This is a genomic window from Streptomyces sp. CA-106110 (assembly GCF_050936285.1).
Taxonomy (GTDB): Bacteria; Actinomycetota; Actinomycetes; order Streptomycetales; family Streptomycetaceae; genus Streptomyces.
In genome coordinates, this window is record NZ_JBNJNB010000001.1 from 6,889,526 (window position 1) to 6,915,178 (window position 25,653).

A 25,653-nucleotide genomic window follows, 5' to 3' on the forward strand; every position below is an offset into this window, starting at 1 on the left:
CCGGGGGACGGGGCCGGCTGCGTACCTCTGCGGGGGTGCGCGGGACGGTGGCGGGGAGAGTTTTGACGGGGTTCGTGTTGCTGCGCGCACGCGCGCACTGGTTGCTGCTGGGTGCCGCGCTGCTTTGTGTGGTGCTCACCACCTGCGTACTGGCATCGCTCGCGGCGTTCAGCGGAGCGGTCGGGGACGCCGGGCTGCAGCGTGCCCTGCAGGACCAGGCGGCCGCGCGCACCCTGGTCGAGGCCGACGCGGATGTCACTCCGACCAACCGCGCCGCACTCGACACGGCCGTGCGCAGGACCGTTCCTGCAGCCTTCGACGGCATGCCGGTACGGGTGGCCGCCAGCATCCAGTCCGCTTCCTACGGCCTGCCCCGCGCAGTCGGCACCTCCCCTGACCCCGACACCGATCTGACGCTGCTGGCCACCCTCGACCCCTCGCGGGTCACGATGACCGGCGGAACGCGTCCAGGCCCGCCCGAGGCCGGACGCCCGGTTCCCGTCGCCCTGCCCGAACAGGCCGCCCGGGCGCTGGGCCTGCACACCGGGGACCGCATCACTCTCAGCGACCGGCGCGACGGCCGGCCGCTGCACGTACGGGTGACGGGCTTGTACCGGCCGGTCGACCGTACCGACCTGTACTGGCGGCTCGACCCGCTGAGCGGCCGGGGTGTGCGGACACTGTCGTTCACCACGTACGGCCCGATGCTTGCGGACCCCGGCGCCTTCACCTCCGGGGCCGTCGCACCTGACCACATGTCCTGGCAGGCCCGCGCTGACTTCTCCGCCATGACCACGGCGCGGATGGACCGTCTGCGGCACAGCATGCAGCAGACGCTGCACGACCTGAAGCGGTCGACCAACGGATCCGTTAGAGCCCACAGTGAGTTGCCGGATCTGCTGACGGACCTGCGCCGCACACTCCTGGTGAGCCGGTCCACGGTGCTGATCAGCACCCTGCAGGTGGTGCTCCTGGCGGCCTTCGCACTGCTCCTGGTGGCCGGCCTGCTCGCCGGGGAGCGGGCAGGCGAGATCGCGCAGCTGCGGGCCCGTGGCGCCTCCCGCGCCCGCGTGGCGGGGCTCGCGGCGGTCGAGGCCCTGCTGCTCGCGCTGCCCGGAGTCGTGGTGGCGCCCCTGCTCGCGGGCCCGCTGCTGCGGTTGCTGGCCGGCCACGGCCCGCTGGCCCGCGCGCAGGTGCGGCTCGACGGCTCACCGGCCGGGACCTGGACCGTGGCCGCCGTCACCGCGCTGGTCTGCGCGCTCGCCGTCGTGGGCCCGGCACTGCGCCGCTCCGGCACGTACGTCGATGAGCGGAACACCGGCCGGCGCCGGGACAAGCTGCCCGGGATCGTCAAGGCCGGGGCCGACGTGGCGCTCGTCGTCGTCGCGGTGCTGGCCTACTGGCAGCTGTCCCGCCGCGCTTCGGGCTCGGGAGTCCTGACGGTCGACACGGGCGGCGCCCTGGGGGTCGATCCGGTGCTCGTGGCCGCGCCGGCGCTCTGCCTGTGCGCGGGCGCGGTGCTGGCCCTGCGGCTGCTGCCGCTCGCGGCCCGGCTCGGTGAGCGGCGGGCCGCCGACACCCGCGGACTGGCGACGGCGCTCACCGGCTGGCAGGTGTCCCGCCGGCCCGGACGGGGAGCGGGCCCGGTGCTGCTGGTGGTGCTCGCCGTGGCGATGGGGGTGTTCGCGACCGGTGAGTACGCCAGTTGGGCGCGTTCCCAGCGCGATCAGGCCGACTTCGCGGTCGGCGCGGACCTCCGCGTGGCCGACTCGTCCACCCCGTCCTTCGCCCAGGGTGGGGTCTACGACGGCGTTCCCGGCATCGTGGCCGCCGCCCCCGCTGTCCGCACCCAGGTCTCCCTGCCCCAGGACCGCGACGCCACCGTGCTGGCCATGGACACCGAGGCCGCGGCCGGGGTGCTCCACTGGCGCGACGACCTGGCGGACCGCTCACCGCGCCGGCTGCTCGGGCCCCTCCACTCCGGCGCGCAGGCGCAGGGCAGATCTGCGGGCTTCGTACTGCCGGAGAACGCCGGCCGGCTGAGGATCACCGCCCGCCTCGAGGTGCTCGGCCCGGCAGGCACGTCGCCTCGGAGCACGGACGCCCCGCGTCTCATCGCCACCGTCACGGACCGGTACGGCGTCCCGTACACCTTCCCCCTGGGCACGCTGCCCGCCGACGGCCGCCCGCACGTGCTGACGGCGGACTTCGCCGCCGAGTCCGGCCGGGCCCAGGGCGCGGTCCCCGCCGGCCCGCTGCGGCTGACCGGCATCAACGCCGGCTACCGCCTGCCGCGCCACGCCGAGGAGCACCGTTTGTCGGTCACCGGGCTCAACGCCGTCCTGACCGACGGACGCACACGCGCCGTCCCGGTGCCCGCCGGTGCCGTCTGGGGCGCACGCGTGCTGACCCCCATCCCGGGTGCCTCCGCGCCGCGGGCCACGGCGTCCCGCTCCACCGCCGCCGCCCCGCTCTCCGTCAGATACGGCACCGGGCACGAGGCGTCGCCGCAGGATCCGAGTGAGGTCATGACCGGAGAGCTCGTCCTGCGGGCCGACACCGCCGCCGTCCCCGTACCGGCCGCGCTGGCCACCGAAGCCTTCCTCCGCGCCACGGGTACGCATGTGGGCCAGACGGCGGACGTCAACCTGGGCAGTACGACGCTGACGGTCCGCGTCACCGCGGCCGTACGCGCCCTGCCCACGGTCGTGCCGCCGGCCACCGATGACGGCGGTGCCCTGCTGCTCGACCTGCGCGCCGTGAACCGGGCCCTGGCAGATCACGGCGGGGTGGTACTGGAGCCCGACGAGTGGTGGCTCGCCACGGACCACGGCGCCGCCTCCCGTGTGGCGACGGTGCTGCGCGGCCGTGCCGATGCCGCCTCCGTGCTCGTCCAGGACGAAGAGTGGGAGAGGCTCAAGGCCGACCCGCTCGGTGCGGGCCCGCAGGCCGGCCTCCCGGCAGCCGTGGTGGCCGCGGCGGTGCTGGCCGCCGTGGGCTGCGCCGTCGCGGCGGTCGGCGCGTACCGGGAGCGTGCGGACGAACAGGCGGTACTGCGGGCCCTGGGCGCCTCCCGGCGCTCGCTGGCCCGTGGGGCCGCCGCCGAGCAGGGTCTGCTGCTGGCCGTCGCGGTGGCCGTGGGCGTGGCCCTGGGCGTTCTGCTCACGCGCCTCGTCGTACCGCTGATCGTCCTCACGGCGCAGGCGGCCCGTCCGCTCCCGGCCCTCCGTGTCGAGCTGCCCGCGGGCCCGGTGGCACGGCTGCTGATCGCGGTGACGGCGGTACCGCTGCTCGTGGTCGTACTGACGGCCCTGCGGTCCGGCGAACCTGCCCAGGCCCTGCGCCGCCAGGGAGGTGAATGACATGCCCGCCCTCCCGCGCCGTCGGCACACGCACGCCGGAAGCGGCACCGCGCCCACCGGCATCGCGCCCACCGGCACAGCCCCCTGGATACGCACCCGTCTGCGCGCGGCACCCGGCGCCACGCTGGCCTTGTCGTTGCTGGTTCTGATCACCGCGTTCCTCGCGGCGGCGCTGCCCCGCGCGGTCGACGTCCAGGAGGACTCCGCCCTGCGCGACACCGTGGCGGGGGCGAGCGTGGCCCATCGCAGCGTCACGGCGACGCTGGACGTGTCGTGGCTGTCCTTCCCCTACGACGCCAAGTCCCTCGTCACCCCCCGGTCCCTGACCTCGACCGAATCGACGTTCCAGAGCGTCGTACGCCCGCCCCTCGCTCTGGACGGGCGGCAGAACGTCTACGGCGTGCGGACGGCTCAGGCCGTGCCCGCCACGGACCCGTACATGCCCCGGCCGACCCCGAGCACCGACCCGAAGGCCACCCTCGTCGCCCAGCCGGACCTCGACCGCTTCACGCACGTCGTGGACGGACGACTGCCCCGGCCGGGCTCCGGCGCCGGCACCGTCGAGGCGGCCGTCACCGAGCGCACGGCGCACATCATGCGTCTGCGCACGGGTTCCGTGGTCCATCTCGCCGAAGCGGGCGGAGCCAAGCTGACGGTGCGGATCACGGGCGTCGTCCGGCCCCAACACGCCAAGGCCTCCTACTGGAACGCGGAGCCGGACCTCCAGGTGCCGACGCTGTCCACTGTGCCCGGCAAGCTCCCCCCGGCGGCCACTCCCGAGTTCTACTGGCACTTCACCGCCCTCGTCGACGAGAGGGCCACCGGCGCCCTACTCGGCCTGCACGAAGGCGTCACCACCTACTGGCACCACCCCGCCGACACCGACGCCCTGACCGCACGCAACGCCTCCGTCGTGGTGGACCGTGTCACCGCGCTCACCAGCGGCCCGCTGGCCGCGCGGCTCCAGCAGCTGACCGGGCTGCGCGGGTTCACCGTCCAGGAGGAGGGTCTGGCCACCCTCGTGGAGCCGTTCGGAAGGGAACGGGCTGCCACCGAGCCATTGATCATGGTCGCGGCGGTCGGCGTCGGGACGGTCGCCGTCATCGTGCTGCTCATGGCCGGCGAACTGGCCGCCGCCCGGCGGCGCACGGAGCTGACGCTGATGCGCGCCCGCGGAGCGGGCCTTCGCGGCCTGGCGGTGCGTCTGCTCGGTGAGAGCACCCTCACGGCGGTGCCGCCCGCGGCCGCCGGACTGGTCCTCGCCCTGCTGCTGATTCCCACCCAGCGCTCCGCGGCCGCCGTATGGGCGGCGAGTGGGGTCGCGGCCGTCGCGTCGCTGGCTCCGCCCCTACGTGCCCTGCTCTCCGTCCGCGCCGTGCGCCCGGGCGAGCCGGAGGACCTCGTGCGCGCGCGCCCCTCGCGGCGCCGCACCGTGGCCGAGCTGACCGTCGTCCTCGTCGTGACCGGCGCCGTGCTGGCGCTGCGCCGCCGCGGTACGGCGGACGGCGGCCTCGACCTGCTCACCGCGGCCGCTCCCGTCCTCGTCGCGGTGGTCGCCGCAGTGGTGCTGCTCCGGCTGTATCCGCTGCCGCTACGGCTGCTCGCCCGGCCCGCGGCCCGCCTCCGGGGTGCGGTCCTCCCCCTGGGCGTGGCGCGCGCCGGCCGTGCTCCCGCCACGGCCACGCTGCCGCTGCTCGCCGTCCTGGTGGCGCTCACCGTGACCTCGTTCGGCGGTGCGGTCCTGTCCGGGGTGGCCGCCGGGCGGGACCGGGCGGCCCTCGCGGACGTCGGCGCGGACGCCAGCATCGAGGCGCCGGCCGCGCTGCCGTCCGGTCTTGCGGAACGCGTCCACCGCCTCGGCGGCGTGCGCGACGTGGCGGCCGTCCGCATCGATGCCGATCAGCACACGGAGCGCGGTGGGATCACGTACGACCTGCTCATGGTGGACCCCGCGTCCTATGCGCGGCTCGCCGCGGTGACGGGCGTGGACGGCCACTTCCCGGCGGCGGTGCTGGACGGTCGCCGTGCGGGCGCGCTCGCCGCGGTGGTGTCCCCGCGGCTGGCAACGGAGTTCGGCCGCGACCCGATCACCATGCGGACGTCCGCCGGCCCCTTCGACGTGCGGGCTGTGGCGACACGGGACGCCGTCCCCGTGGTGCCGGACGGCCGGAATTTCGTCATCGTGTCGATGAAGGCCGTGGCAGGTGCCCATCCCGAATGGCTGGAGGCGTCCGCTCTGGAACCCACGGCGCTGTACGTGACCGGCGGCCACGTCGACGGCACGGCCCTGCGCACCACCGCTCACCAGGCGTCGGCCCGACTGGCCGTCAAGCTGCGGTCACAGGAGCGGGCGGCACTGAAGACCACCGCGCTCCAGTCCGGTGCCCAGCGCGTGTATCTGGCGGTGGTCGCGGCCGGCGGCGGCTACTGCGCCCTGGCCCTGCTGCTCTTCCTGCTGCAGAGCTCACCGCAGCGCCGCACCGCGCTGGCCCGGCTGCGCACCATGGGCATGCAGGCGCGCCAGCGCCAGTGGCTCGCCGTGCTCGACATGCTGCCGCAGATCCTGCTCGGGGCGGTCGGCGGCATGCTCACCGGTCTCGCCGTGGTCCCGCTGCTGCGGCCCGGGGTCGACCTGACCGCTCTGGCCTTCACCAGCCGGCCGCCGATGGCCGACGTGCCGGCGGTGGTGCTGGACACCGACCCGCTCGCACTCGTCCTGCCGTCGGCGGGACTGCTGGCCGTGGCGTGCGCCGTGCTCGCGGCCCAGGCATGGCTGACCGGACGGCGCGGCGAAGGCGCGAACCTGAGGATGGGGGACCAGACATGACGGAACAGACCTCGGCGGCGCCGGACGAGCTCACGCTCGCCGACTTGGAGCGGCGCGTCGCGCAGCAGCGGGAGCAACCCGCTCACGGCCACGACGCGCTGATCGTGTGCGACCGCCTCGTGCGCATCTTCGCCGGCCAGGGAGGGGAGGTGCAGGCCCTGCAGGGGCTGGACCTGCTGGTCGCGAAGGGCGAACTCATGGCCCTGGTCGGCGCTTCGGGCAGCGGCAAGTCCACGCTCCTGAACATCCTGGCGGGCCTGGACGTCCCCACCGCCGGCGGCGCCTCGGTCGCGGGCTTCGACCTGCTGGCCATGGACAGCGGCTCCCGGCTGCGCTACCGGCGCGAAGTGGTGGGCTTCGTCTGGCAGCAGACGGCGCGCAACCTGCTGCCCTACCTCACGGCCGCCCAGAACGTGGCCCTGCCCATGCGCCTCAGCGGCATCGTCAAGGGCAGGCGGCAGCGCGCCGCCCGCACCGCGGAGCTTCTGGAGATGACCGGCGTGGCCCACTGCCGCGACCGGCGTCCGGATCAGATGTCGGGCGGCGAGCAGCAGCGCACCGCCATCGCCGTGGCGCTGGCCAACCACCCGGCCCTGGTCCTCGCCGACGAGCCCACGGGCCAGCTCGACTCCGCCACCGCCGAGCAGGTCTTCGCCACCTTCCGCACCGTCAACAAGGAACTCGGCACGACGGTCGTCCTGGTCACCCACGACACCACCGTGGCCTCCGCGGTCGACCGCACCGTCGCCATCCGCGACGGCCGCACGGCCTCGGAGGTCCTGCGCCGCACCACCACCGACGACCAGGGGCGCACCACGACCACGGCCCGAGAGTACGCCACCGTGGACCGCGCCGGCCGCCTCCAACTGCCGCGCGACTTCACCCAGGCCCTGGAGATCCGCGAGCGGGTCCTGCTGGAACTGGAGCCCGACCACATCACGGTGCGGCCCGACGAGACGCCGTAGCCCGTAGCGGTGCCCGGTTGCCCTCGGGGGGTGTCTCCGAGTTGCGGCGTCGGTGACGCTGACGAGGTGCGCAATGCCGTCGCGGGTACGGCGCCTGCGCTCTTCGCATCCGGTTCGGCGGCGCGTCTCGTACGGGCCGGTGAAGCCGGGGAGTACGGCCTCCGCAGCCGGGCTCAGACTGACGTCATCCAGTCGTCAGTGACCACCGGCGTCGCTCGCGTCGAGGCCCGGACCGTGATCAGCCCGGGACCTTGCGCTGGGCCTCACGCCCAATAGCCTCAGGTCATGCGGACCTCGGTGGCACATTTCTATGACGAGTTGGCAGATGACTACCACCTGATCTACGCAGACTGGGACGCAAGCATGCGTCGGCAGGGAGAGGTCCTCGACGGTCTGATCGGCCGGGAGGATGCGTCGGTGCTCGACTGCTCCTGTGGCATCGGCACGCAGGCCATCGGCCTGGCGTTGCGCGGGCACCGCGTCACCGGGACGGACCTCAGCACCCGCGCCGCGACGCGCGCTGCCGGTGAAGCCGCTCAGCGGAACGTGACGCTGTGCACGGCCGCCGCCGACATGCGACGACTGCCGTTTCGCGATGCCCAGTTCGACACCGTCGTCTGCGCCGACAACGCCCTGCCTCATCTGCTGACGGAGCAGGACGTCCACGCCGCCCTGGCGGAGATGCGCCGCGTACTGCGTCCCGCCGGCCTGCTGCTGCTCAGTACCCGCCCCTACGATGACCTGCTGCGTAACCGCCCCGTTTCAGCGCCTCCACAGGTCCACCAGTCCGCGGACGGGGAAGAACGGACCGTCACCTTCCAGCTCTGGCACTGGCACGAGGACGGCGAGCGCTACGACCTGGAGCACTTCCAACTGTTGCCGGGTGACGGAGAATGGCGCGTCAAGGTCCGCCGGACCGTCTACTGGGCGCTCGGCCGGGACCGGCTGGCCGGCCTCGTGACCGACGCGGGGTTTATGGACCCCGAGTGGCGGATGCCGCAGGAGACGGGCTTCTTCCAGCCGCTGCTCGTGGCACACGCCGGCAGGTAGGTGACTCCACCACCCTGCGGACGGTGTGCCGGTGGTTCGCTACGATTCGGCGGCTGTGTCCCCGTAGTGGGTCGCCCTGATGGAAGGAACTCATCACCTCAACTGCCCCATGATCAGGGCTAGTTGAGGCCAGTTGTCGCTCCAGACGATCCAACGCTGCCCATGCGAATCGGGGTTGACCTTGAAAGCTCTGGGTAAGTCCGTACTGCTCGCCGCGGCCCTGACCACCAGAGCCGTCATCGCCCCGGCTGCGTCGGCCGGCGCGGCTGAGCTCCAGCCCGCGAAGTCAGGCCGGGGAACCGCCGCACCACATCAGTAAGTCACTCAGCGCCTCACATCCCAGCGACCTCACCGGCTGGGTTGAGCGAGCAGCAGCCGTGAACCCACGACGACGGCCGTTGACTCGTGCAGAGGCCGGGTCTCAGACGCCTGGTTACCGAAAAGGATTCTGTGGAACGCCGTGTTCTCATCACGCTCCTTCATCTTGGCACCTGCGGCCGCGCTGGCAGCCGGTACGGCACTCGGAGTCCTCACCCGCCTTCTTGAGACGAACGCCTCCACGGCAGGCCGTGCCGTGTATCTCGTCCTGAACGAGGCATGGCCCTGGTCGGCCCTGGCCTTCTGTGTCGGCCTCGCCTGCGCATCGAGGGTCGCGTCCGCCGCCCTGGCCGCAGCGTCCCTGGCAGCGGCTGTCACTGCCTACTACGCGGTGCACACGCACACCACCTGGGCCGGGCTTTTGTCGGCCACGGTCGCATGGGGTGCAGTCGCTCTGGTAGCCGGGCCCATTCTGGGGCTGGCGGGGAACCTGGCACGCGAGCGTGGACTGCGCGGTCTCCCCTTTCGGCTGATGATCCCGCTGCTGGCTGTCGTGGAGACGTCGGCGCGGCTGCGAGCCGAGGTCTCCGGACAGGGGCCAGTCGGTGAGACAGCGTGGACCATTGCATGCCTTGCAGCGGTAGCTGCCTGTGTCGTCCTGGTCGCACACACAGTGCTGATCAACCGGCGGCGCCGCAGCGAAAGGTAAAGCCGAGCAGTCACGGAGCTTTGGCACCGGTGGTGTCCTGGGCGCCTCCGCGATGACAGCATCCTCTCCTGATCAGTCGTGTCGACGCTGGGTGAGGCTGTGGTTCAGGGAGACGAAGTGGTCAAGGCCCTTCTGACGGCGTTGGCGACCTTGGAGGATCTCGGCCAGGTGGGGCACGACTCGCACATGGCGTTGAGCACTCTGGAAGGCATCGCTTCTGAGCTGGGCGGAATGGACTCTGGTGAGCGCCGGCGGTTCCTCGAGGCGCTGGAGCGTGTGGCCTCGCACGAGCCGGACCGAGCCGCCTGGATCCGGGGTCTTCCAGACGCACTGGGCCTTGATCGTTCGTGATCAGACGCTGAGTGTCGCCGAGGCTGCCGCGGTGTCGTTGTCGCAGGGACCGGTGTCCCAGGTACCCGTGGCCCTCCTTCATCTGCCCGACCGGGATCTTCGCGGAACACGTTCGTGATCACTCGGCGGTAGGCGATCTCCGCTGAGAACGGTCAATCCCTGCTGAGACCGGTCACGAGCCCTGGGCTGTCACCTGCGGCGGCCTGTGACGACCCCGATGACCTGGGACGACCTCTGTCGTTCGGCTGCCGCGTACCCTGTCCGAGTTGCTGGGGGCCAGCGCAAATTTCTTCGAACTCTCGCGTTGCACCGTCACGGGTGGTGGACACGTAGGGACGGAAGCAGCGAGAGGAAGCCATGGCCATCGACAGCGAGGACGAGTTCACCGATGTCTACCGCGCTCACTACGAGGACGTGCTGCGGTTCGTCCGCCGGCGTGCTCACCCGATGAACGTGGACGACATCGTCGGTGAGACGTTCCTCGCCGCGTGGCGTCGTCGCAGCGAGCTGCCGGAGGACCCACGTCCGTGGCTCTTCGGCACCGCGCGTAACGCGATGCTCAACGCCCACCGCGGGCAGCGCCGTCAGACGGCTGTCGCGGTGCGTGTCATGGAGAACGGTGGCGACGACAGCTACGACGGTTTGACCCAGGCCGAGGAGCGGATGGACCTGGTGGCCGCCTGGCGGCGGTTGTCGGCCGCCGACCAGGAAGTACTGGCGCTCCATGTCTGGGAGGGCCTCACGGACCGGGACGCTGCCACCGTGCTCGGCTGCTCACGCGCGGCCTACACGATGCGGCTTTCCCGCTCCAAACGTCGTTTGGCCAAGCTGTTCGGCCCGACCGGTCGAACCGTCCCCGCTCCGGCTCCGGCGCACTGAAGGAAGAGACGTGAACGATCACGAGAAGAACCTCCCCCGGTTGCTGGCCGCTCTGGACGCTGCTCCCGTCCGCGAGCTGACCGAAGCCGAAAGCAACCGTAAGGAACATCTGTTGCGTACCGTGATGAACAGTGCGGTGTCCACCTCGCAGCCTGCCTCCCCGCCTCGTCGTCGTCGCCCGTTGCTCTGGGTGGCGGCCGGAGCCGTCACCGCCACCGCGGTCGTGGCCGTCGTGGGTCAGGCCTCGCACGGCGCGTCCGGTTCGGGTGTGCTGCCCGCGGCGGAACTCGCGAGCTGGACCGGCACCCCGAGTCGTCTGCCGGCTGCCTCGCCCGTCGCCATCGCCGCCGAGAAGTGGTGTGTCAAGGCTCTGGGCAGCGACTACTCCGGCACGTCGGTCTCGTACGCCAACCTGGACGTGCGCGGTTCGATCACCTCTGTGGTCGTCACCGACGGGAAGACCATCTCCTACTGCCTCACCGACAAGGTCGGCCACGGCATGGCCGAGGTGATCGGCCCGGTGAAGAAGCTCGCGAGCAACGCGGTCGAGGTGGACTCGGCCGGCGGCCACGGCGAAGGGAGCACCGGCCTCAACTACCTCGTGGGCTCGGTGGGAACCGATGTCAAGGCTGTGACCCTGCACGACGGCGACCGCACCATCGAGGCCACCATCCAGAACGGCCGGTTCACCGCCTGGTGGCCGTCCGCCGAACCGACCGGCAGCGCCGGCAAGGTCGACATCACCCTCAAGAACGGTTCCACCCGGACCGTCTCCGGCGACTCCATCTTCCCGAAGGACTGAGGAGCCGACACGGCCGGCCGCTCCGACCTCACGGAGCGGCCGCCCGGTCGAGCCCCGGAAGTCCTACCGCTCCGTCACCCGCATCGCCCAGTCCACCGGCCGCCACGTCATCCGGCTCCAGTTTTCCAGGGTCGCGCTGAGCACACAGCGTGGCCTGCGAAAACCTTCGCTCCGCGGGCAAGAAAATGAAATAGAAATAGTCGCGGAAGGCTGAAGACCAGGGCCTCACGAAATAAGACGTCCTCTTTGGTAATTGTGAAAATGCCTCGGAGGTCGGCCCGCCAGTAGCGGCGTACGCTGACTGGATGTAGGCGATTCCCGCACCGCAGCATGTGAAGGGACACCTTTACGGCTGGACCACAACAGGGACGTGGCCCGTCGCGACGCAGCACGGCGTGCCGGCGCGGCACGTCCTGCCTCGCAGACAACCGTGGGATGCGGCCCTTTAACCAGTTCACCTCCACGCATTGGCTCGCACGTTCGGCCCCCGCCCCCGTGAATCCCTGAGGAGTCCGAAGCCGTGTCTTCCAGAAGAGTGCTGATCTCCGGCGCGTCACGAGGCATCGGCTATGAGGTGGCCGATCGTTTGAACGTCAACGGCCACCATCCGATCGGGTTGGCCCGCTCCGCTCCACCGGAATTCCCCGGCGAGTTCTACACCGTGGACCTCGCTGATCGCGCCGCCACCGCGCGCACCCTCGATGACATCCTGCAGCGCGGCACCGTCGACGCCCTGGTCAACAACGTCGGGATCGTCCGCCCCGCCCTGCTGCCCGAAGTGGACCTGAACGACCTGCTGACCGTCTACGACCTGAACGTCCGCACCGCCGTACAACTGACCCAGGCAGTCCTGCCCGGAATGGCCGAGCAGCGCTGGGGCCGCATCGTCAACGTCACCAGCCTCGTCACCCTCGGTCTGCCCGAGCGAACCTCGTACGGAGCCGCCAAGGCAGCGCTGGACTTCTGCACTCGCGCCTGGGCGGGCGAACTCGCCGGCGAGGGAATCACCGTCAACTCGGTTGCTCCCGGTCCGACGGAAACCGAGCTGTTCCGCCGGCACAACCCGCCCGGATCGCCCGGCGAAGCCCGCTACGTCGCCGGTGTTCCGCTCGGTCGCCTGGGTCAACCCCGCGAACTGGCCGCCGCCATCTGCTTCCTGCTCTCCGAAGACGCCGCGTTCATCACCGGCCAGACCTTGCGCGTCGACGGCGGCGCCAGCGTCGGCTGACCGAGAAGCGGACACGGCGACTGGGTACTTCGACACCGGAGCGCAGGTCCGGCTGTTCACGTGGGACTTGATGGCGGTCCCGTGCGGATACCGCATCGACACGCTCTGCTGTGACGGCTCAAACAGCCGGTTGCTACTGGATCACGCCCTTGTCGGGGTCGTCGCGGGGGTCGCTCTCCACCGGCCGGATCTCGATGGGTGCTGCCAGGAGGGGCTTGGTCGCGTCCTGCTCCGGCGGAGGTTCGAACTGTGGACCTCGCCCGTTGTGGTGGGACACCTTCGGTGACCAGGACCAGCCATGCCTCATACCGCATCGATCATGCCGCAGCAGGGATGACGCAGTTGTCCCGCCACGGACGGAGTTCACCGAGTCGTCAGAGCGTGTATGTAGCAACTGCCAGATCGACTGCCTAACGTGCCTGGCCACTCCTCCAGTTGGAAGGACACGCACATGAGACGCGTCACCAAGGTCTCCGCCGCAGCTGTCGGTCTGATCGTCCTCGCGGTCACCGGCACCGCCGTCGCCGCCGCGAACCAGAGCGGTAACGACTGGCCCTACGCCCACCACAGCGCGGCGTCGTACACCCTGGCGGCTGTCGGCGACATCGCCTGCGAGTCCGACGACGCCGAGAACGCCACCACTCCGACGTCGCTCAAGTGCGGCAGCCCGACTCTGGGCGGCATGAGCGCCGAGTTCGCCACGGCGAAGCAGGCCACGGACATGCACCCCGATGCTGTGGCACTGCTGGGCGACGAGCAGTACCAGGTCGGCAAGCTGACCGACTTCGAGCAGTCCTTCGAGCAGGCATGGGGCGGCCTGAAGATGCTCGAGCGTCCGGCGCCGGGCAACCACGAGTACTACCCGTACACCAAGAAGGGCGACAACGAGGCCGGGCAGAACGGTGTCGGCTACTTCGGCTACTTCAACGGCCACGACCAGGCCGGCACGCCGAACACCCAGGGCCAGGCCGGCGACGACACCGCCGACAACCAGGGGTGGTACTCCTACAACCTCGGCAACTGGCACATCATCTCGCTCAACGCCGAGTGCGACTCCGACACGTTCAAGCACGACTGTTCCACGACGGGCAACGGCCTCCTCGGCCAGGAGACCCAGTGGCTCTCGCAGGACCTGGCCGCCAACACGCGTCCGTGCACGATCGCGTACTGGCACCAGCCGACCTTCAGCGCTACGGCGACCTCGACCGCCACCCTGCCCGCGTCCGCGCCGGGTGCCGGAGGCACCGAGGGTGCTGCGACCGACGCTTGGTGGAAGTTTCTCTACCAGCGCCACGCCACGCTCATCCTCAACGGCCACGAGCACGCGTACGCACGGCTGCGCCCGATGAACCCGGCCGGTCAGTCCGACCCGACCCACGGCATCCCGGAGTTCATCGTCGGTTCCGGCGGCGAGGCCATCGACACCCTCGCCGGCACGCCGGGCAACTACGACAACCCCAATGTGGTCACCGCCCAGGCCAGCGCCTTCGGCGTCATGAAGCTCACTCTCAAGTCCCACAGCTACAGCTGGGACTACAAGCCCGTCCTGCCCGGCCCCGGCTTCGACTCCACGGCGCTGCAGTACAGCGACTCCGGCAGCGGCGCCTGCAAGTGAGGCCCCAGGCCCCACCCTTCCCTCACACCGATCCCCGACGTCCTCATCCGGACGGAACGGGTGTTGGCGGCACACGCCAAGGAGACGAAGAACCCGGCTCTGATCAGGCGCCGGTGTACTGATCAGCCATCGGGCTGACCCGCGAGACAGAACAAGCCCACGGCTCCGACCAGTTCGGAAGCCGTGGGCTTCTGTCGTTGTCTCGACCGACCTCGCACGGTTCGGGGAAGGCCCGAGAACGGTCACTCGGTAGACGTCTCCCACTCTCACAGCCACACCCTCACCCGGTAGTTGTGCTCGGCGTGCCAGTCACCTCTCCGGTGATGTGGGAGCCGATGTGGGTGCGGAGCGCGGGCAGGGCGGGTGTGTCAATTTAACGGCTGATCTTGGTTGTTGAGCGGTCAGTTGTTGCTCGGGGTCAGGCGGCCCTCGAAGGCGATCTGGAAGGCGTTGAGTGGGGCCTTCCAGCGCATGGTCCACCGCTTGCGGCCCTTCCCGGTCGGGTCCAGGCTCATCAGCGCCATGTAGATGCACTTGAGGGCGGCGGCCTCGTTGGGGAAGTGTCCGCGGGCGCGAACGGCCTTGCGTATGCGGGCGTTGACGCTCTCGATCGCGTTCGTGCTGCAGATGACCTTGCGTATCTCGACGTCGAAGGAGAGGAAGGGCACGAACTCGGCCCAGGCGTCCGACCACAGCTTCACGATCGCTGGATACTTCTGGCCCCAGGACTCCTGGAACTCCAGGAACCGCTCCGTCGCCGCGTCCTCGCTGGGAGCGGTGTAGACGGGCTTGAGGGCCTTGGCAACCTTGTCCCAGTCCTGGCGGGCGGCGTAACGGAACGAATTCCGCAGCAGGTGAACCACACACGTTTGGACAATCGTGCGAGGCCAGACGGTCTCCACGGCCTCGGGGAGGCCCTTGAGTCCGTCGCAGACCAGCATCAGCACGTCGTCCAGGCCGCGGTTCTTCAACTCGGTGAACACGTGCAGCCAGTACTTCGCGCCCTCGCCGCCGTCACCGGCCCAGATGCCGAGGATGTCGCGGGTGCCGTCCACGGTCACGGCCATCACGACGTAGATGGGGCGGTTCGCGACCTGACCGTCGCGGATTTTGACATTGATAGCGTCCACGAACAGGACCGGATAGACGCGGTCGAGCGGCCGGTTCTGCCATTCGGCCATGCCGTCCATCACCTTGTCAGTGATGGTGGAGATGGTCTGCTTGGACACCTCGGCGCCGTACACCTCGGCGAGATGAGCCGATATCTCCCCGTGGGTGAGACCCTTCGCGGACAGGGACAGCACCATCTCGTCGACACCGGTCAGGCGGCGCTGCCGCTTCTTGACGATCTGCGGCTCGAAGCTGCCGGCGGTGTCGCGGGGCACCTTCACCTCCACCGGACCGATGTCGGTCAGTACGGTCTTCGCCCGGGTGCCGTTGCGGCTGTTGCCGTTGTTCTTCCCGGCCGGATCGTGCTTCTCGTAGCCGAGGTGATCGGTGATCTCGCCTTCCAGGGCGGACTCCAGCACCCGCTTGGTCAGCATCTGCAACAGCCCGCCCTCGCCAGTCAGTTGCAGTCCCTCACTACGTGCCCGGTCAACGAGCATCGCGACGAGCTGTTCGTCCGACGCGGCCGATGGCGTCGCATTGCCTGCCGACTCCTCCACGGACCCTTGCTCCATCGTCATCTCGCTCACGTGGCGTCTCTCCCTTGATCAGCAGATCCGCCGTTGATTAGACACTCCCGGCAGGGCTGCCATCAGCGGCTTGACGCACCACCGACCGGCTGGACGCAACGGTGTTGATGCCGACTGCCCCGGCGCCGGGGCAGTCGGTCATGGTGGTTGGTCAGCTGAGCGAGGTGAGGAGGGCGTTGAGTGCCTTGACCTCGGTGACACTGTCCGGGTTCGGAGCGCGTAGCGCGGTCAGGACAGGGTCGATTTCGCTGTCGAGGAAGTGCCAGGCCTGCTCGTCCTTGGGCTCGAGGGTGGGCTGGTCGGCGTCCCATGCGGTCTCGAGGTCGGTCACCCGGGTGGCCGCGGCCGCCTGATCGCCCGAGTTGAGCTTCCCCAGGGTGTCGGCTGCGATCATGCGGAACTTTGCGATCTCGACTGGAGGAAACGGTGACGTTGCCTGCTTCGGGGTGAGATGGGCGGTCGCGGGTGCGGGGGTGTCATTTTCGCCGGCCGCCGCCGCGTGGGGTTGTTGGTGTGCCCAGACGAGAAGCGCCGCAGTCGCGACCGCTACGACGGCGTAGTAACCGAGCATGATGCGCTCACGCGCCGGGTTCACCGCCCGTGGAGTGCGGGTCGGGTCGGAGGTCTCGATGACATCGCTGCGGCTGAACGTGAGGTAGACGACCGTGGTGAGGATCGCGAAGAGGAAGATCACGCTGGTCGCCGCGGTGCCGAGGCCCAGACCGCCCTCGCTGCTGGGCGACCCGAGCCAGTCACCGAGGTTGGCGCCGAGCGGGCGGGTGAGGATGTAGGCCAGCCAGAAGGAGAGCACCGCGTTGGCGCCCAGACGCCATGCGAGGACGATCGCGGCGATCAACCCGAGGGGAAGGAGCACGGAGACGCCCGGCGTCCAGCCGGTCAGCTCCAGGGTCCAGTCGCCGGTCGCGGTGCCGAGGGCGAAGGTGACCAGGACCGCGAGCCAGTAGAAGAGTTCGCGGGGACGGGTGATGATGCTGTGGACCGACAGGGTCCGCTCGCGGGCGTACCAGATCCCGAAGACAACGGCGAGAACGCCGGCGAACACGCTGGTGCTCAGCGCGAGGGGAACACCTTGGCTGTCGGTGAGGATGTCGGTGTAAAGGGTGCCGGTCACGCTCACCACCACCACCGTGAGCCAGTACACGAACGGGATGTAGCGTTTGGTGCTGAGTTGCCAGCCCAGGACGCCGGCCAGCACGGCGGTGAAGATCAATGCGGTGCTGATCAGACCGACACCGAGGTTCATGTTGATCCAGTCAGCGAAGCTTTCGCCGACCGTGGTGCACAAGATTTTGATGACCCAGAACCAGATCGTGACCTCGGGGACCTTGTTCAGCATCCCCCGAGAGGGCGTCCGAAGACTGTCGGGCGTCGTTGTGGTCGTCATGTAACCCCTCACGTGCAACGGGTGGCAGCACGGAGGGAGTGACCCTCGCGTCTGCGCAACGGCAACTGTCTACAAGTGTGTAGACAAATGCCGTGACGGATCCGTAGGCTTGCCGGGTGACTTCGATTGCTCGTCATGCCCGTTCGGGCAGCACAGCCGCAGGCGCCTTCCGAGGCGCGGTTCGCGTCCCCGGAATCGTCGCCGCCTTCTGGATCGCAAAGGGGTTGTCGACGGCGCTGGGGGAGGGGGCCTCGGACTATCTCGTCCAGGTCATGGTGCCGCAGCTCGCCGTGGTGCTCGGATTCGTCGCCTTCCTCGTCGCGCTTGCGGTCCAGTTCCGCCAGGGTCGCTACCGGGCGTGGTCGTACTGGTTCGCCGTCGCCATGGTGGGCATCTTCGGGACGATGGCCGCTGACGTGATGCACGTGGCTCTCGGCGTGCCCTACACCGTCTCCAGTGTGCTGTACGCGGTGCTGCTGCTGGCCGTGTTCTGGCTGTGGCGCCGCACCGAGGGCACTCTGTCGATCCACAGCATCGACTCCCCGCGCCGTGAGGCGTTCTACTGGGCGACCGTGGTCGCCACCTTCGCCATGGGCACCGCGCTGGGTGACTTCACCGCCTTCACCCTGCACCTGGGCTACTTCACCTCCGCGGCCGTGTTCGCGGTGCTGATCCTCATCCCGGCGGTGGGGTACCGCTGGCTGCGCTGGAACCCTGTGTTCTGCTTCTGGGCCGCCTACGTGATCACCCGTCCGCTCGGCGCGTCGATCGCCGACGGCCTCGGAAAGCCCCGCTCCGTCGGAGGTCTCGGACTCGGCGACGGGCCGGTGGCTCTGGTCCTGCTTGCCCTGATCGTGGTGATGGTCGGCTACCTGTCGGTGACCAAGGCGGACGTCCAGGGCGAGCACGAGCCCGCCGCCGCACCGGAATCCGCCCCCGCACGCGTGTAGCGGCAGGTGGAGGGAGCGATGGCCTGCGCCGGTGGTGGCGGTGGAGTCCCCATGGCCGAGTCAGGCCATCGCTCGACGTGCGCGCCCCTCGATGCGAACCAAGGGCGTGAGGGTCGCTGAGGTCTGCCCGGCCGGTCAGCTGGTCGTCTGAGGTCCGTGACGGTCGGCTGCCGGCGCGGTGGTTGCTGTGCTGCGCCGCTGTACAGAGCGCCTACCCGGGCCGGTGGCGTTTCCGCCACTGGCGCACCCTCATGACCACCGCCACGGCGACCATGAGCGCGGCCACCCTCACGGCGGAGTCGGCGAGGTCCTCCGGGCCTCCGAGGATGCGGGCCAGACCCCACCCGGCAAGTGACAGCGTCGGCCAGACGATGAGCGCGGTGGCTGCGAGTCGACGCCGGAGCGGTGTGATGTCGGCCATGAGCTGAGGTTACTGGTTGATCCGTAGGCAGGTCCGTACGGTTGTGCGACTCGGAGGACCGCATGGCGACCGGACCTCTTTGTCCCGTACGAACTTCGCCGAGCGCCTGCTTCGGGGGTCTCCTCGGCGGCCTGGCCTGGCCCCGGTGGCGGGGTCGGCGGCCCTTGCCGAAGGCATCGGCGTCGGCCTTGACCGCTTCCCAGGGGCACTGCCCGGGGCCGACTCACACCCTTGCCCGGAGCGCCCGTGCATCAGACCGGGCCCTTCCCGGCTCCGCCGACTGCCCCTAGAGGTGCGCCGGGCAGGCTACGAAGGCGGGACCGTGAGTAGGCTCGCCTCATGTCCAATACGTCCGTGATGTCGTCTTCTTCGCTCTCTGCCGGGATTGACATTGCGACGCGTTACCTGGACCTTGCCGGCGTCTTCTCGTGCGCGCTGCTGGGTGGCGCTGTGGCCCGTGCGGCCGGCCTGGACCTGTTCGGGTTCTTGGTGGTCGGCATCGTCTCCGGCTTGGGCGGAGGCCTGATGCGGGACGTGCTGCTGCAGCACGGCACCCCGATCGCCCTGACCGACTATGCCTACCTGCTGACCTCCTTCGCCGGTACCGTGATCGCTTTCCTCATCCAGGTCAGTGAAGAGTCCTGGTCCCGACTGTTCACCGCGCTGGATGCCGCGGTGATCGGGTTCTGGGCGGTCGCGGGCGCCAACAAGACGCTGGCGGTCGGCCTGGGCTGGCTTCCGGCCGTCCTGCTGGGCACCCTTACCGCCGTCGGAGGTGGCGCCCTGCGCGACGTCGTGCTCGGTCGAAGGCCGGCCGTTTTCGGCGGCAACGGCCTGTACGCCACCGTGGCCCTGGTGGTCGCAGCGGTCACGGTGCTCTGCTGGTACCTCGGCATCCCTGAGGTCGGTATCGGCCTGGGCATCGCCTTGGCCTTCGTCTTCCGGCTCACCGCCGTGCACTACGGCTGGAACCTTCCCAGTGGTCTGGCCTGGCAGCCGCACGCCAAACTGGCCTCGCTGATGCGACGCCGCTCCCGCCGCGGGAGAGGGCCGCGCTCGGGCAAGGAGTCTTCATGACCGACCGTGCCCACACTGTGCTGGCCGGCCTGGACGGCATCCGCTCCTACCTCGAGGACTTTTACAAGGACCTGCACAGACACCCCGAACTCGGGCTACGGGAGCACCGCACCGCACAGAAGGCGTCGGATGCCCTGCGGGACTTCGGCTACGAGGTCACCGACGGCATCGGCGGCACCGGCGTGATCGGAATGCTGGCCAACGGCGAGGGCCCGACCGTCATGGCCCGCGCCGACATGGACGCCCTACCGGTGCGAGAGCAGACCGGCCTGCCCTACGCCTCCACGGTCTCCGTGACCGCCGACGGTGGCGCGGAGCAGCCTGTGATGCACGCCTGCGGGCACGATGTGCACGTGACCTGTCTGATCGGCTGCGCACGGCTGATGGCTCGGGCCAAGGATGCCTGGCGGGGCACCTTCGTGGCGCTCTTCCAGCCCTCGGAGGAGAACGGCGACGGCGCCGACACCATGATCAATGATGGTCTGACGTCCAGGTCACCTCGACCCGACGTGGTACTCGCCCAACACGTCCTGCCGTATCCGGCCGGCTATGTCGGCATTCGCTCCGGGCCGTTCCTGTCGGCAGCGGACAGCCTGCGCATCACAGTCCACGGCCGGGGCGCACACGGCTCCATGCCTCAGGCCGCAGTGGACCCCGTGGTGATGGCCGCGATGATCGTCGTGCGCCTGCAGACCATCGTCTCCCGGGAAGTGGCCGCCACCACCCCCGCCGTCGTCACCGTGGGCAGCATCCATGCCGGCACCGACCCCAACATCATCCCCGACAGCGCGGTCATCCAGCTCAACGTCCGCACTTACGACCACGCCTCGCGCACCAAGGTCCTCCACGCGATCGAACGGATCGTCAAGGCCGAGTGCGAGGCGTCCCGGTCACCGAAGGCACCTGAGATCGAAAAGACCGTCACCTTCCCACCGACGGTCAACGACGAGGCCCCGACCCGGCGCGTCGCCGAAGCATTCACGGCCTACTTCGGTGAGGACGCACACACCATCGACCTGCAGACCGCCAGCGAGGACATGAGCGAGATCCCCAAAGCGTTCGACGCGCCATTCACCTACTGGGGCATCGGCGGCATCGACCCCGACCTGTATGCCCAGGCGGCCAAGAACGGCACGATCGCGCGGGACATTCCGGTCAACCACAGCCCCACCTTTGCCCCCGTCATCCAGCCGACCCTGGACACCGGTGTCAGCGCCCTGACCGTTGCGGTACTCGCCTGGCTCGGCACGTGACCGGGACGTCCCAGCGATCGGCCGCTGATGCCGCATCAGCCGACGTTCGCCCTGGTTCTCCGACCCGCGCGCCGTTCTGTGAGCCGGCAGGCTCGTGGCCGTTTCCGGGAGCTGGCGGAGACCTCGGACAGCTTTGGTCAAGAGCCCGATCCCTCATGCATCCCGTTCAGGAAAGATGCTGGATCGGCGGGCTCATCCCGCCTTACGGTGGCGCCATGAGCAATCACTCGGAAGCGCCTGTCGCGCCCGTCGAGGCCTTTGAACCCCCCTACTACGTGGCTGTCTTCACCACGGTGCGAACTCAGGACCAGAGCGGCTACAGCGAGACCAATGCACGCATGGAAGACCTGGTGAAGGACGTCCCTGGGTTCCTGGGGATGGACCACGCGCAGACTCCTGGCGGGCTGGGCATCACGGTCGGGTACTTCCGCGACGCCGACGCCCTCACGGAGTGGCGGACCAACGCCGAGCACCGCGCGGCGCAGAAGCGCGGGCAAACCGAGTGGTACGAGAGCTACACGCTGCATGTGGCGAAAGTGGAGCGGAGCCACGGGTTCACGCGAGCGTAGGCCCCGCGGCGCCCGATGGCAGGCTGACCAACCGAAGTCACCTCAGCGACCGTCCCGCGAGTAGCTCACGGTCGCCAGGAAGTGCTCTCGACCGACCAGCCGACACCGCTCCTACCAGCGGCGATGACTTTTCGAGAGGCGCCGGATCCCCGGGCTCTGCGGTCCAGGAGGGCTACTCGGAGTAGTCCATGGCGACGTGGCAGTGCACAGCCACCATGCGGTTGTGCTCCTCGGTGCCGGACTCCGAGTCGGGGGAGTGGCGCTCGCCGTTTTCCGACTCGGGAGCGTGAGGGGCGTCCTCGCCCTGATGGGTGACCGTGGTGGACTCTGATGCTGTCATCGCCGATCGCTTCCTCTCCTGGGCACGGGGCGCGGGAAGCCGTCCCCGCACTGTTCGAATACACCCCCGCATCCGCTGCTGACGCCGGCCTTGACACGAGAATGATGGAATTCCGCTTGTCTTTGACGACACCCATACGCGCAGGTCACGGGCCGTGGGGTGCCACCGGTGCACAGTGGATTCCGTAGTTGACAGGGCGCTTCGAGCCTGGGCCATACTGTCCGGCGCGACACCTCGTTCGGTGAGGCGTCTGCGCGGTTACAACCCACTGACCCGACGACGTCGAGGGACGCCCAGGTTCAGGACAGGTCCCCCCGGATCAAGGGGTGGCCGTGGCTTCCCGCCCAGGACGGGTGGGGACACGCCGCGCAGTGCTGAAACTCCTACGTGGAGGGTGTCGGCCAAGTGCGGCCGTGGTCCGGGAAGGACTTCGTGCTGCCCTGGGGCGGGCGGCGATGCCGTCGTCCGCGTGGACGAGCGCACCGAGGTGCGCGGTCACGAGAGGAGGCAGTCGGGATGTGTCCCGGCAGTAGTCCGAGTACCCGACCCGCTCTCGCTCAGGCTGCCTCCCGCACCTGAGCCCGTAGCGGTGCTGTAAATCCAACTTCACTGTGGCAGAGCCCAGTTGTGTTCCGTTCGGAGTCCTTCCTGCGAGCGGCAACTCAACGAGCCTGGCCTGTCTGTCCGCGTGCCTTCGCCAGTGTCGTCTCCCTGCCGTCACGGGTTGCCCTTCCATGTGCGCGCGGGCGCCGTATCGCGAACGCCGACCCGCCCCGGTCGTCTCACCCGACGCGCACTGCCCCGGGCGTGCCCTCACCCCTGCCCGTGACGCCGTGCGGGGTTGCCGGTGCCTCCGTCGCCATGGCCCGCCGTGCGAGTGCTCGCCGGCTTACCGCCGTGACGGCACGGACGTGTCGCGATCCGCAGGCCTCGGCCGTCGGTGGCTGCCCCAGTGACGTTCCGTCGATTCCCCGATGCCCGCTCAGGCACCCAGATACAGATAGAGAAGCACCATGCTCACCACTGCCACGCAAGCTGCCGGCGATCTGCTGCGCGACGGCTACGCCCGAATCACCCTCCGCGACGGCGGAGAACCCCTGTTGCACCGAGTACTCGGCGAGAGCCGGCAGTTCTTCGGCCGACCGGTCGGCGAGAAGGAGCGCTACGCAGCCGCGGACTTCAACTTCGGCTACCGCCCGCTGGGCCGTGAGTTCTCGGTCAGCGCGGAGCGCCCGGACCTCAACGACTGCTTCACCCTCTGGCACGACCGGCTCGACCTGATCCCGAACTCCGCCGAGATAGCGGAGTTGACCGAGGCACTGCTGGCCTGGCGCGCGTACCTGTCCGCGTTCGTCGCGGACACCGTCGGCGAGGTGGCCGCACAACTCGGCGGTCACAAGGCGCTGCCGTTCGAGGCGGCCTCCTACATGCAGCTCAACAACTACGCGACGGCGGACTCCGACCGCGACCTGCTGCAGGACAAGCACGAGGACGGCCACCTGGTCACGGTGATTCACACCACCGCACCCGGCCTGGAACTGTGGCTGAACGGCGAAGCCTGCCCGATGCAGACCGCGGCCGACGAGGTGCTCCTGATGCCGGGCTCGGTCTTCGCCGACCTCACCGGCGGCCGGATCCCGGCGCTCTACCACCAGGTGCGCAACCTGCACATGACCAACCGCACCGCGCTGATGTACTTCGTCAATCCGGAGCTCGCCGAGCCGATCTACGCCTGGACCACCGAGCCGGACACGACACAGGTGGACCTGCGCGAGAAGATCCGCAGCAACCCCTCGATGTTCGGACTCCCGGACGTCCCGGCCCTCTGACCGCTCCCCGCGCACCGCTTCGGCCGCCGCGCAGACTCGGCGGCCGAAGGAAGCCGGCGGATGGTGAGCCTGCGCTGGTCGGACGTGGACGTGAACAACCGGGTGCTGTTGTTCCGATGCCCGCTCTGTGCATCGCACCGCCGCGCCGGCACCCTTGGCGCGCACGGGCGTGGCCTGGACGGAGGACGGCGATGTCTTCGCGACGAGGAACGGCCGCCCGGTCGGTGGCGTCAAAGGCCCCGGACTATGATCGGTCCGGGGCCTTTTGGCTGGTGCCCCGGCAGGATTCGAACCTTCGACACCCGCTATAGGGGTTCGATTCCCGTGTAGTACCCGGCGCTCATCACTGGCGCCCATGGAGGCGCGGATCGCCGGGTAAACGCCTGTGATGGTGCCCGCGAGGCCCGTTCCGGGTGCGAGAGGCGGCAGGACAGGTGGCCACGTAATCGCACCTCAAAGACCCATCGGCGCGTGCCTGCTCGAGCCAGGACGCACGGTCTGCAGTCGGCGGGCGGCCTGCCCCTGGCAGCGCATACCGCACGATCCTCATTCGAAGACGATGACCCGTCGTCCGACGACGTCGCCGCGGCCCAGGGCCTCCAGGTTCTCGTTGATGTCTTCGAGCCTGACTTTGGTGACGTTGTGTTTGACGAGGCCGGCTTCGGCGAGGGAGAGCACCTCGACGAGGTCCATGTGGTTGCCCCAGAAGGAACCGAGGTAGGACAGCTCCATCCCTACGAAGGGGAACTGATTGTGCTCGACGCGGTGGCCCATGAGGCCGATGGCCGCCAGTGCGCCCTCGGGGCCCAGCAGGTCGAACCCCATCGAGATCGATGCCTCGCTGCCGACGCAGTCCAGGATCGCGTCGATCGTCCTGCGACCGGTCAGCCCCTCCAACTCGTCCTGGATGGCCTCGGCGGACTTGTCCCTGACGTTGATCCCGTAGTCCGCGCCGTTCTCCCTCGCCACGTCCAGCTTGCTGTCCGTACGCGCGAGCGCCACCACAGTCGCGCCGCTTCCGAGCAGCTTCGCGTACTGGACCGCGTAGCTGCCCAGACCGCCGATACCCGTGACGGCGACGATGCGGCCCGGGCCGAGCTTGCCGGCGTCCCGGAGCTTCCTCATCCCGCGGTACGGAGTCATGCCCGCGTCGGTCATCGGGGCGAGGAGCTCAGGCGTCTTCGCGGCCTCCTCGGAGACCGGAATGGCGTGGCGGTACTCCACGGCTATGTACTCGGCGAAGCCTCCTGGGGGGCCGAAGCCCACCCACCGGCCGTTGCCGCTGCACAGATGTTCGTTGCCTTCGCGGCACTGGCGGCATGTGCCGTCTCCCCAGCTGGGATTGACGACGACCATGTCGCCCTCTGAGCAGTCGATCGTTGCCGGTACAGCGCTGCCCAGGCCGGCTACACGGCCCGTGACCTCGTGTCCCGGGATGTAAGGCAAGTCCACAGGAAACGGACCTTTGAAATAGCCGTCGACGAGCTGGTAGTCGCTTCGGCACATACCTGTCGCGGCGACTTTCAACAGAATCTCGTCCGGCGCGGGATCCGGCACGGGAACCTCTTCGATCCGAAGGGGTTCGTTGTATCCGTACATCCGAGCTGCTCGCATCTGCATGGGGGGTGCCTCGCTTTCGCAGGCAAGCAGCGGCACGAGCCGGTGCAGCGTGGCGAGACTGGGCGCCGTGACCGGTCCCCGCGGCCGCCGCTCCGCTTCGGATGTCACCAGGTTCCCGCGTCGGCCGTTACCACGCATCCGGAGATTCGAAGGGCGAGAGGCATCGGGAGAGCGTCGCGGGGTGAGCGCCGCAAACCACTCTTCGCATGGCTTCGGCGCCACGGCGGGGGAGGCCCCGGCAGCATCGCCGAGCTGCGGTCACGCGGTGGCCCGGTCCCCCTTCGCGGCCTACGGTTGACGCATGGGAGTGCCACGCTGCATACGTGGCTACACGGCAGCGCAGGCGCGCTGAAGCCGGCCCGTGCCACCGTGTCTTTCCCTCGCCA

21 protein-coding genes and 1 riboswitch are annotated in these 25,653 nt (G+C 69.6%); of the genes, 15 read left to right on the plus strand and 6 right to left on the minus strand.

All coding sequences use genetic code 11. The features are described from left to right. The first annotated feature begins 62 nt into the window (after positions 1-62). From ACQEXA_RS31755 to ACQEXA_RS31795, 9 genes are all read left to right on the plus strand, one after another. On the plus strand, positions 63-3,362 hold the full coding sequence (locus ACQEXA_RS31755) for an FtsX-like permease family protein (RefSeq protein ID WP_433131776.1): 3,300 nt from the start codon (positions 63-65) through the stop codon (positions 3,360-3,362). Between the two features lies 1 nt (position 3,363). Then, a complete protein-coding gene (locus tag ACQEXA_RS31760) occupies positions 3,364-6,189 on the plus strand; it encodes an ABC transporter permease (RefSeq protein ID WP_433131778.1) in 2,826 nt (941 codons plus the stop codon). Then, positions 6,186-7,154, plus strand: coding sequence for an ATP-binding cassette domain-containing protein (locus ACQEXA_RS31765; RefSeq protein ID WP_432929159.1), 969 nt, complete (start codon positions 6,186-6,188; stop codon positions 7,152-7,154). The genes ACQEXA_RS31760 and ACQEXA_RS31765 overlap by 4 nt, the downstream gene beginning before the upstream one ends. Positions 7,155-7,439: 285 nt before the next feature. Next, the gene (locus tag ACQEXA_RS31770; RefSeq protein ID WP_433131779.1) at positions 7,440-8,204 is read left to right on the plus strand and encodes a class I SAM-dependent methyltransferase; all 765 of its coding nucleotides are present in this window, start codon (positions 7,440-7,442) and stop codon (positions 8,202-8,204) included. Positions 8,205-8,688: 484 nt separating this feature from the next. Then, complete coding sequence (locus ACQEXA_RS31775; protein WP_432929156.1) at positions 8,689-9,231, plus strand: DUF6518 family protein; 543 nt, start codon at positions 8,689-8,691, stop codon at positions 9,229-9,231. 78 nt (positions 9,232-9,309) lie between these two features. Then, the gene (locus ACQEXA_RS31780) at positions 9,310-9,582 is read left to right on the plus strand and encodes a hypothetical protein (RefSeq protein ID WP_432929154.1); all 273 of its coding nucleotides are present in this window, start codon (positions 9,310-9,312) and stop codon (positions 9,580-9,582) included. A gap of 357 nt (positions 9,583-9,939) precedes the next feature. Next, on the plus strand, positions 9,940-10,461 hold the full coding sequence (locus ACQEXA_RS31785) for an RNA polymerase sigma factor (RefSeq protein ID WP_432929152.1): 522 nt from the start codon (positions 9,940-9,942) through the stop codon (positions 10,459-10,461). A gap of 10 nt (positions 10,462-10,471) precedes the next feature. Further along, positions 10,472-11,263: a hypothetical protein gene (locus ACQEXA_RS31790; RefSeq protein WP_433131781.1), complete on the plus strand. Its 792-nt coding sequence runs from the start codon at positions 10,472-10,474 to the stop codon at positions 11,261-11,263. 520 nt (positions 11,264-11,783) lie between these two features. Beyond that, entirely contained in the window at positions 11,784-12,491 is a 708-nt protein-coding gene (locus ACQEXA_RS31795; protein ID WP_432929148.1) for an SDR family oxidoreductase, read from the plus strand. A 133-nt stretch (positions 12,492-12,624) separates the two neighbouring features. Here ACQEXA_RS31795 and ACQEXA_RS31800 read toward each other — a convergent pair whose 3' ends face one another. Then, on the minus strand, positions 12,625-12,798 hold the full coding sequence (locus ACQEXA_RS31800; RefSeq protein ID WP_432929146.1) for a hypothetical protein: 174 nt from the start codon (positions 12,796-12,798) through the stop codon (positions 12,625-12,627). Between the two features lie 144 nt (positions 12,799-12,942). Between ACQEXA_RS31800 and ACQEXA_RS31805 the strand changes: the two genes are divergently transcribed. Beyond that, positions 12,943-14,106, plus strand: a complete 1,164-nt coding sequence (locus ACQEXA_RS31805; RefSeq protein ID WP_433131783.1) for a metallophosphoesterase family protein — start codon at positions 12,943-12,945, stop codon at positions 14,104-14,106. Between the two features lie 401 nt (positions 14,107-14,507). Here the strand turns inward: ACQEXA_RS31805 and ACQEXA_RS31810 are convergent, their stop codons facing one another. Both ACQEXA_RS31810 and ACQEXA_RS31815 read right to left on the minus strand, forming a co-directional pair. Beyond that, the gene (locus ACQEXA_RS31810) at positions 14,508-15,788 is read right to left on the minus strand and encodes an IS256 family transposase (RefSeq protein ID WP_432938879.1); all 1,281 of its coding nucleotides are present in this window, start codon (positions 15,786-15,788) and stop codon (positions 14,508-14,510) included. A gap of 166 nt (positions 15,789-15,954) precedes the next feature. Continuing rightward, on the minus strand, positions 15,955-17,208 hold the full coding sequence (locus ACQEXA_RS31815) for a COG4705 family protein (protein WP_433131785.1): 1,254 nt from the start codon (positions 17,206-17,208) through the stop codon (positions 15,955-15,957). Between the two features lie 116 nt (positions 17,209-17,324). On the opposite strand from ACQEXA_RS31815, the gene ACQEXA_RS31820 reads away from it, so the two are divergent. Beyond that, a complete protein-coding gene (locus ACQEXA_RS31820; protein WP_432929140.1) occupies positions 17,325-18,158 on the plus strand; it encodes a COG4705 family protein in 834 nt (277 codons plus the stop codon). 211 nt (positions 18,159-18,369) lie between these two features. On the opposite strand, the gene ACQEXA_RS31825 is transcribed toward ACQEXA_RS31820, so the two are convergent. Beyond that, on the minus strand, positions 18,370-18,579 hold the full coding sequence (locus ACQEXA_RS31825; RefSeq protein ID WP_432929138.1) for a hypothetical protein: 210 nt from the start codon (positions 18,577-18,579) through the stop codon (positions 18,370-18,372). A 339-nt stretch (positions 18,580-18,918) separates the two neighbouring features. Between ACQEXA_RS31825 and ACQEXA_RS31830 the strand changes: the two genes are divergently transcribed. The 3 genes from ACQEXA_RS31830 (at position 18,919) to ACQEXA_RS31840 (ending at position 21,478) form a co-directional block, all read left to right on the plus strand. Further along, the gene (locus ACQEXA_RS31830; RefSeq protein WP_432929136.1) at positions 18,919-19,656 is read left to right on the plus strand and encodes a trimeric intracellular cation channel family protein; all 738 of its coding nucleotides are present in this window, start codon (positions 18,919-18,921) and stop codon (positions 19,654-19,656) included. After that, positions 19,653-20,909: a M20 family metallopeptidase gene (locus tag ACQEXA_RS31835; RefSeq protein ID WP_432929134.1), complete on the plus strand. Its 1,257-nt coding sequence runs from the start codon at positions 19,653-19,655 to the stop codon at positions 20,907-20,909. The genes ACQEXA_RS31830 and ACQEXA_RS31835 overlap by 4 nt, the downstream gene beginning before the upstream one ends. Positions 20,910-21,124: 215 nt before the next feature. After that, on the plus strand, positions 21,125-21,478 hold the full coding sequence (locus tag ACQEXA_RS31840) for an antibiotic biosynthesis monooxygenase family protein (RefSeq protein ID WP_359404394.1): 354 nt from the start codon (positions 21,125-21,127) through the stop codon (positions 21,476-21,478). A 172-nt stretch (positions 21,479-21,650) separates the two neighbouring features. Here the strand turns inward: ACQEXA_RS31840 and ACQEXA_RS31845 are convergent, their stop codons facing one another. Further along, a complete protein-coding gene (locus tag ACQEXA_RS31845) occupies positions 21,651-21,818 on the minus strand; it encodes a hypothetical protein (protein ID WP_432929132.1) in 168 nt (55 codons plus the stop codon). Between the two features lie 226 nt (positions 21,819-22,044). Beyond that, positions 22,045-22,219: riboswitch (M-box (ykoK) riboswitch) on the plus strand. Positions 22,220-22,831: 612 nt separating this feature from the next. Between ACQEXA_RS31845 and ACQEXA_RS31850 the strand changes: the two genes are divergently transcribed. Then, the gene (locus ACQEXA_RS31850) at positions 22,832-23,647 is read left to right on the plus strand and encodes a 2-oxoglutarate and iron-dependent oxygenase domain-containing protein (RefSeq protein ID WP_432929130.1); all 816 of its coding nucleotides are present in this window, start codon (positions 22,832-22,834) and stop codon (positions 23,645-23,647) included. Positions 23,648-24,193: 546 nt separating this feature from the next. Here the strand turns inward: ACQEXA_RS31850 and ACQEXA_RS31855 are convergent. Next, complete coding sequence (locus ACQEXA_RS31855; RefSeq protein WP_433134665.1) at positions 24,194-25,261, minus strand: NAD(P)-dependent alcohol dehydrogenase; 1,068 nt, start codon at positions 25,259-25,261, stop codon at positions 24,194-24,196. Positions 25,262-25,653 lie beyond the last annotated feature (392 nt).

What these genes read in the sequence shown, in the direction of transcription:
- ACQEXA_RS31830 (WP_432929136.1), top strand. Translation starts at nt 18,919, where the DNA reads ATGTCCAATACGTCCGTGATGTCGTCTTCTTCGCTCTCTGCCGGGATT.
- ACQEXA_RS31770 (WP_433131779.1), top strand. Translation starts at nt 7,440, where the DNA reads ATGCGGACCTCGGTGGCACATTTCTATGACGAGTTGGCAGATGACTAC.
- ACQEXA_RS31785 (WP_432929152.1), top strand. Translation starts at nt 9,940, where the DNA reads ATGGCCATCGACAGCGAGGACGAGTTCACCGATGTCTACCGCGCTCAC.
- ACQEXA_RS31850 (WP_432929130.1), top strand. Translation starts at nt 22,832, where the DNA reads ATGCTCACCACTGCCACGCAAGCTGCCGGCGATCTGCTGCGCGACGGC.
- ACQEXA_RS31845 (WP_432929132.1), bottom strand. Translation starts at nt 21,818, where the DNA reads ATGACAGCATCAGAGTCCACCACGGTCACCCATCAGGGCGAGGACGCC.
- ACQEXA_RS31810 (WP_432938879.1), bottom strand. Translation starts at nt 15,788, where the DNA reads ATGGAGCAAGGGTCCGTGGAGGAGTCGGCAGGCAATGCGACGCCATCG.
- ACQEXA_RS31765 (WP_432929159.1), top strand. Translation starts at nt 6,186, where the DNA reads ATGACGGAACAGACCTCGGCGGCGCCGGACGAGCTCACGCTCGCCGAC.
- ACQEXA_RS31760 (WP_433131778.1), top strand. Translation starts at nt 3,364, where the DNA reads ATGCCCGCCCTCCCGCGCCGTCGGCACACGCACGCCGGAAGCGGCACC.
- ACQEXA_RS31840 (WP_359404394.1), top strand. Translation starts at nt 21,125, where the DNA reads ATGAGCAATCACTCGGAAGCGCCTGTCGCGCCCGTCGAGGCCTTTGAA.
- ACQEXA_RS31825 (WP_432929138.1), bottom strand. Translation starts at nt 18,579, where the DNA reads ATGGCCGACATCACACCGCTCCGGCGTCGACTCGCAGCCACCGCGCTC.
- ACQEXA_RS31805 (WP_433131783.1), top strand. Translation starts at nt 12,943, where the DNA reads ATGAGACGCGTCACCAAGGTCTCCGCCGCAGCTGTCGGTCTGATCGTC.
- ACQEXA_RS31835 (WP_432929134.1), top strand. Translation starts at nt 19,653, where the DNA reads ATGACCGACCGTGCCCACACTGTGCTGGCCGGCCTGGACGGCATCCGC.
- ACQEXA_RS31815 (WP_433131785.1), bottom strand. Translation starts at nt 17,208, where the DNA reads ATGACGACCACAACGACGCCCGACAGTCTTCGGACGCCCTCTCGGGGG.
- ACQEXA_RS31855 (WP_433134665.1), bottom strand. Translation starts at nt 25,261, where the DNA reads ATGCGAGCAGCTCGGATGTACGGATACAACGAACCCCTTCGGATCGAA.
- ACQEXA_RS31800 (WP_432929146.1), bottom strand. Translation starts at nt 12,798, where the DNA reads ATGAGGCATGGCTGGTCCTGGTCACCGAAGGTGTCCCACCACAACGGG.